Origin of the sequence: Kitasatospora sp. NPDC059803 (genome assembly GCF_042732255.1) — a bacterium.
Classification (GTDB): Bacteria; Actinomycetota; Actinomycetes; order Streptomycetales; family Streptomycetaceae; genus Kitasatospora.
The window spans coordinates 1-4,145 of sequence record NZ_JBHWIJ010000464.1 but is presented as its reverse complement, the minus strand read 5'-3'; the positions used below and the strand labels follow the sequence as shown (position 1 = coordinate 4,145).

4 protein-coding genes are annotated in these 4,145 nt (G+C 76.7%); 2 read left to right on the top strand and 2 right to left on the bottom strand.

Annotation, left to right across the window (positions count from 1 at the left end; genetic code table 11):
* Nucleotides 1-106 precede the first annotated feature (106 nt).
* Both ACFV6I_RS38095 and ACFV6I_RS38090 read right to left on the bottom strand, forming a co-directional pair.
* On the bottom strand, nt 107-799 hold the full coding sequence (locus tag ACFV6I_RS38095; protein ID WP_380430730.1) for a response regulator: 693 nt from the start codon (nt 797-799) through the stop codon (nt 107-109).
* Nucleotides 796-2,049, bottom strand: a complete 1,254-nt coding sequence (locus ACFV6I_RS38090; RefSeq protein WP_380430728.1) for a sensor histidine kinase — start codon at nt 2,047-2,049, stop codon at nt 796-798. The genes ACFV6I_RS38095 and ACFV6I_RS38090 overlap by 4 nt, the downstream gene beginning before the upstream one ends.
* 206 nt (nt 2,050-2,255) lie before the next feature.
* Here ACFV6I_RS38090 and ACFV6I_RS38085 point away from each other — a divergent pair, with 206 nt between their 5' ends.
* The gene (locus tag ACFV6I_RS38085; RefSeq protein WP_380430725.1) at nt 2,256-2,945 is read left to right on the top strand and encodes an ABC transporter ATP-binding protein; all 690 of its coding nucleotides are present in this window, start codon (nt 2,256-2,258) and stop codon (nt 2,943-2,945) included.
* Nucleotides 2,942-4,145, top strand: a 1,204-nt coding sequence (locus tag ACFV6I_RS38080; RefSeq protein ID WP_380430723.1) for an FtsX-like permease family protein, incomplete at its 3' end; no start/stop codon positions are given. The genes ACFV6I_RS38085 and ACFV6I_RS38080, both read left to right, overlap by 4 nt.

The following is a 4,145-nucleotide window of genomic DNA, read 5'->3' as shown; positions in this document are numbered from 1 at the left end:
CGCCCCCGCCGCCCGCGCGCGGGCGGGCGCGCGGGCGCGGGGGGGCCAGCCCCCCCCCGACCGCGGGGCCCGCCGCCGCCCCGCCCCCCGCCCCCCCCCGGCACCGCTACCGGGGTTGCGCCGCAGTGCCGACGCTGACCAGCCCGGTCTCGTAGGCGGCGACCACCGCCTGGGCCCGGTCCCGCAGGTTCAGCTTGCCGAGGATCCGGGCCACGTGCGTCTTGACGGTCGCCTCGGAGAGCTGGAGCCGGGCGGCGAGTTCGGCGTTGCTGAGGCCGCGGGCGAGCAGGCCCATCACCTCCCGCTCGCGCGGGGTGAGCGCGGCCAGTTCGCGGTGCGGGGCGGCGGCGGGGGCGTCCGGGCGGGCGAAGCGTTCGACCAGGCGGCGGGTGATCGCCGGGGCCAGCAGCGCGTCGCCGGTGCGGACCAGCCGGACGGCGGCGGCCAGGTGCTCCGGGGTGACGTCCTTGAGCAGGAAGCCGCTCGCCCCGGCCGCCATCGCGGCGTAGACGTACTGGTCGAGGTCGAAGGTGGTCAGCATGATCACCCGTGGCGGGTGGTCCGCCGGGCCGGCGTCGGCGAGGATCCGGCGGGTGGCCTCCAGCCCGTCCAGGCCTGGCATCCGGATGTCCATCAGGACGACGTCCGGGCGGGTGCGGCGGACGGCGGCGACGGCCTGCTCGCCGCCCTCGGCCTCGGCGACCACCTCGATCCCCTCCGATTCGAGGATCAGCCGGAACCCGGTGCGGACCAGGGCCTGGTCGTCGGCCACCACCACGCGCAGCGCCTGCTTGCTCATGAACTCTCCAGGGGGATCAGGGCCTTGACGCGGTAGCCGCCGCGCGGCCGGGGGCCGGTGTGCAGGGTGCCGCCGTAGACGGCGAGGCGTTCGCGCAGGCCGATCAGGCCGCGGCCGTTGCCGGTGGCGGCGGCGCCGGTGGTCCGGCCGCCGGTGTCGGTGACCTCCACCCGCAGGTGGCCGGGGGCGTACTCGACGGTCACCGCGGCATCCGCGCCGCCCGCGTGCTTGACGGTGTTGGTGAGCGCCTCCTGGACCACGCGGTAGGCGGCGAGTTCGACCCCGGGCGGGACGGCCCGGCGCTCCCCGGTGACGGTCAGCTCGACCGGCAGTCCGGCCCGCCGGACGCCGTCGACCAGCGCGTCCAGTCGGCCCAGGCCCGGCTGCGGGCTGAGGTCGGCGGTCGCGGCCGGGTCGTCGCCGGTCTCCGAGTCGATCGTCAACAGGCCCATGACCTGGCGCAGTTCGGTCATCGCGGCGCGTCCGCCGGCCTCCACCGCGGCCATCGCCTCGCGGGCCTTGTCCGGGGCGGTGTCCAGGATCTTGCGGGCGGCCCCGGCCTGGATCGTCATCATGCTCACGTTGTGCGTCACCACGTCGTGCAACTCCCGGGCGATCCGCGCCCGTTCGAGCTCCACGGCGTGCTCCGCCGCGTGCTCCAGCGCGGCCAGCCGCCCGCGCTCCAGGGCGGACAGCCGTTCGCGCTCCTCGTCCACCCGGCGGCGCCACATCCGCAGTTCGTAGGCGACCGCGAACACCGGCACCAGGACCAGCAGCGCGATCACCGCGTTGGGGAAGTGCGGCAGCTTGGCGTCGTCGAAGAGCACCACCAGCGTCGCGGCGGCCGCCGGCAGGCTCGGCAGCAGCGCCGCCGGGCGGCGCCCGTACGCGGCGGCGCTGTAGGCGGCGACGATGACGGCCACGCCGGCCGCGTACGCGATGTCCTCCGACTGGTGGCGCACCAGCAGCGCGGCCGGCAGCACCGCCCACAGCACCGCCAGCGGGAGGCGGCGGCGCAGCGCGAGCGGCAGCGGCACGAGCGGCACCAGCAGCATCGGCCCGTACCAGTCGGTGCCGTGACTCTCGCTCGCGGTGGTGGCGTAGCGGGCGCAGGCGAAGGCGAGGAACAGGGCCAGGGCCAGGTCGAAGGCCTGGCCGCGCCGGGTCGGCCGGGGCGGCGGCGCGGCGCCCGGGGGTTCGGCCAGGCGGGCCGCCGCGCGCAGCCGCGCCGCTGTCGGGAGGTTGATCACCGGGACATTGTGGGGGCCGGGAGCCGTCGGGGACAGCCCCTCGGGCGGCGGCGGCCGCTACACCCGGCGACTACCTCGCAAGGATGACGCCGCGCCGGGTCGCCCGGACGGGGTAGCGAAGTTGCCCCGGGCGACGGACGCGGGTGCGCGCCGCCCGTCCGTACCTTCGTGTCGTCCACCAGGCGGGAACGTACGAGGAGCGGGGAATGAGCAGCGATCCGGTGATCGAACTGAGCGGTGTGAGCCGCCACTACGAGGGCGCGCGGGCGGCGCTGGACGAGGTCACGCTGAGCGTGCGGGCGGGGGAGTCGGTGGCGGTGCTCGGCCCGTCCGGCAGCGGGAAGTCCACCCTGCTCAACCTGGTGGCCGGGCTGGACCGGCCGAGCGCCGGGACGGTCACCGTGGCCGGGGTCCGGGTCGACCGGCTGAGCGAGGCGGGCTCGGCCCGCTACCGGCGCGGCACGATCGGCATGGTGTTCCAGTTCTTCAACCTGCTGGACGACCTCACCGTGGCCGACAACGTGGTGCTCGCCGGCGAACTCGCGGGCGTCCCGCGCGCCGAGGCCCGGCGCCGGGCCGCAGAGCTGCTGGAGTCGCTCGGCATCGACCGGCACGCCCGCGCCCACCCGGCCCGGCTCTCCGGTGGTGAGCGCCAACGCGTCGCGGTGGCAAGGGCGTTGATGAACAGGCCGACGCTGCTGCTGGCCGACGAGCCGACCGGCGCGCTGGACTCGGCCTCCGGCGAGGACGTCAAGGAGCTGTTCCGGGAGCTGCACGAGGACGGCCAGACCATCCTGATCGTCACCCACGACCTGACCCTCGCCGAGGACTGCGCCACCCGCACGGTCCGGATGCGGGACGGCCGGATCGCCTCGGACTCGGCGGTGGCGGCATGACCGCGCTGGGCAGGGTGGTGCGCGCGGGTGTCCGCCGGCGCCGCACGCAGTCCGTCGCGATCGGGCTGGCCGCCCTGGTGGCCACCACCTGCTCCGTCCTCGGCGGCTCGCTGCTGGTCGCCTCGCAGCAGCCCTTCGACCAGGCCTTCGGCGGCCAGCACGGCGCCCACCTCACCGCGCGCTTCGACGGCGCCCGGGCCACCGCCGCCCAACTCGCCGACACCGCGCACGCCCCCGGGGTGACGGCCGCCGCCGGGCCGTTCCGCACCGTCACCGTCGATCCCGAACCGGGCCCAGGCGCGACCGGCGCGGGCGGTGCGACCGGCGCGGACGGGGAGGGGATGGAGCCGATGACCGTCGCGGGCCGCGCCGACGCCGCCGGCGGTGTGGACAACATCGAGCTACTGCACGGAAGTTGGCCCAAGAAGCCGGGGGAGGTGGTGCTCGACGCGAGCTACGGCAGCCCCGTCCGGGAGGTCGGCGGCACACTGCGCCTGCCCGGCCTGCCGGGCGCGCCGACCCTCACCGTCGTCGGCTTCGGCCGGTCCGTCAGCCGCACCGCCGACGCCTGGGTGACGCCGGACGGCCTCGCCGCGCTCACCGCGCCCGGCAGCACCCCCGGCTACGAGATGCTCTACCGCTTCACACAGGCGGCCACCGCCGAGGCGCTCGCCGCCGACCGGGCCGCCGTCGCCGCCGCCGCACCCGCCGGTGCGCTGACCGGCGCCCAGTCCTGGCTCACCGCCAAGCAGGGCTCCGACCGCAACACCGCGATGTTCCTGCCGTTCATGGTCGCCTTCGGCCTGCTCGGCATGGCGATGTCGGTCCTGGTGGCGGGGAACGTGGTGGCCGGAGCCGTCGGCACCGCCACCCGGCGGATCGGCGTGCTCAAGGCGCTCGGCTGCACGCCCGCCCAGGTGGTCCGCGCGTACGTCGCCCAGGCACTGATCCCGGCCACCGTCGGCACGCTGCTCGGGGTGGTCGCGGGCAACCTGCTGACCCTCCCGGTGCTCGCCACCACCGGGCGGATCTACGGCACCAGCACCTCCGGCATCGCCCCCTGGGTGGACGTCGCGGTGGCCGGCGGCACCCTGGCGGCCGTCGCCCTGGTCGCCTGGGCCGCCGCCCCCCCCGCCGGACCGGTGCCCACCCTGGTCGCCCTCGCGCTCGGGCGATCGCCCGGCCGCACCCCGCGCGCCC